The sequence below is a fragment of the Microbacterium sp. NPDC058389 genome, from assembly GCF_042722305.1.
In the GTDB taxonomy this organism is placed as follows: domain Bacteria; phylum Actinomycetota; class Actinomycetes; order Actinomycetales; family Microbacteriaceae; genus Microbacterium.
Map to the genome: position 1 here is coordinate 1 of NZ_JBHXJQ010000033.1, position 1486 is coordinate 1486.

Consider the following 1486-nt stretch of genomic DNA (forward strand, 5'->3'; position numbering starts at 1 on the left):
GAAATAGTCCCTATACAATTCCTTAATAGCAAACTCAATTACAGCATCTTTTGAAACTCTTCCAAATTCATTGTGTTTTGTAAAATGTTCGGCTAATAACTCTAGCTTTTTAAATGTTTCAACAGTAATTCGAGGTCCAATTTGTTTTTTCTCTTCCATCCAAACACACTCCTAACAAGTTGTTAACATAATTCTAACATTGGAAATAATAGAATTCAAGAACAGAAAAAAGAAGCACACTCGGAATGATATTTCGTTTCCTTTTGATTCCGAGCCTCCACCCCTTACAATCCCCAAAGGCAACCGACAAGGGAAAATTCGTCCCTTATCGGCACCTCCGGAAATTGTACAGCAAGGGGTCACTCCCAATAAAAAGACTACGACATATAAAACAGGTTTAGCTTCAGAGAAAAAGAGCATAAGGAAACTCGGTGCCACCCTAAAAAAAAGGGTGTCAAACAGGCTGTGCCTGTTGAGTTTCTATGCTCTTAGAACAGGTGCCGTTTTTGAAGCCAAAGATATAGCATAGATACCCCATAGATATAGCAGGGATATACCAAAATATCTCTAGAGATACGGGTATCTATGCTATATCTCTCTACAAGATTCCTCCACACGCTTGACGGAAATGCTTCAGCATTTTAGCACTCACTCGACAGAGTGTATAAGTGCGCCATTCGGAATTTCAAAGCTTCAAATTTCACAGAGAGTGCCCATTTATACACACCCCCTAAATCGTGGTGTGACAATGGGTTCTCGCCGGCTCGAAATCGGTTTGTCATTCTGACAAATAACCCTTCGGGAAATAAAAAAAACGGCTCCATAAAGAGGAACCGTTTTGCTTCAAAAATCACGTTTTGTGTTATACTGGAGAAACGAAATTGTGTTTTCAAAATTGTCATTTTCGACATGATAACTTTTCTCGTAGTGTGGTTTTGCCGAACCCACTACTTTTTTTATGTCTCCGAACTTCATTTCTTCCCGTTCCGGCTTAACAATCCCTTTTGATTTTCGATACATATTCATTCCGGAAGGATACATGTGCAGCCGTCCGCCTTTTAAAAATTTCTTTTCCCGACCTTCTACGATCTTTGTTTGCACCTCACAGCCCTCTGAAGCCACTTTTAAGGCTGTTTCCCTGTCTTGGACATCTTCTAGGTCTATATCAGTCAAATAAGCGCTCAAATAGGCTCCTATGTTGTCTATATCCTTTAATGACTTGATTGTTACAAATCCTAAACCCCATAGACTCCTTAATTCAGCATTTTTAATATAAATCTTATCCAAATCATTAAAGCGCATTAAAACATGACAATGCCAGGCTCCACGTCCTTGTGGCTCTACCACCGATAAATAATCTATCGAACTTTCTTTCTTGTATTTATAACGCAACCTGTCGATAAAATTTTGAAAATCACTATAAAGTTTTTTCGTGTCCGTCATATTTTTCTTGTTTGTCAAAGTTATATGTAATTGATTTTGCCGT

General features: G+C 38.4%; 1 pseudogene. It reads right to left on the reverse strand.

Annotated features, from left to right (window positions below):
* Window positions 1-843: 843 nt before the first annotated feature.
* Window positions 844-1486 (reverse strand): annotated as a pseudogene (locus ACFWJ8_RS20940) (hypothetical protein); the annotation flags it as partial.